General features: G+C 71.1%; 1 protein-coding gene. It reads right to left on the bottom strand.

What is annotated here, in order from left to right:
* The coding region (locus tag FVP33_RS19155) for an Asd/ArgC dimerization domain-containing protein (RefSeq protein ID WP_281289421.1) at positions 1–301 on the bottom strand (301 nt) is incomplete at both ends.

The raw sequence follows: 301 nt of genomic DNA, 5'->3' as shown, positions 1-301 counted from the left end.
GGGAAGGACCCGGCGGGCAGGAGGTGCACGAACGGTTCGGCCGCACATGCACTCTCCCAGGCATCCCGGATCGCCGTGGCGGAGGTGCCGGGCACGATCCGCGCGGTGGAGGTGGCGAGGATGCCGCGGGACATCGGAACGATGACCGGCGTGAACGAGATGGTGGGCGACTGCGCCCCCGCGCCACGCAGACCCTGCAGGATCTCGGGGATGTGGCGGTGCGTGCCGCCGACCGCGTACGGGTTGGCAGAACCGAGGATCGCGCTCGCGAGGTTCTCGAGCGTCAGAGCCTTGCCGGCAC

This window comes from Lacisediminihabitans profunda, assembly GCF_008040105.1.
GTDB classification, from domain to species: domain Bacteria; phylum Actinomycetota; class Actinomycetes; order Actinomycetales; family Microbacteriaceae; genus Lacisediminihabitans; species Lacisediminihabitans profunda.
This window is presented reverse-complemented; position numbering and strand designations above follow the sequence as displayed.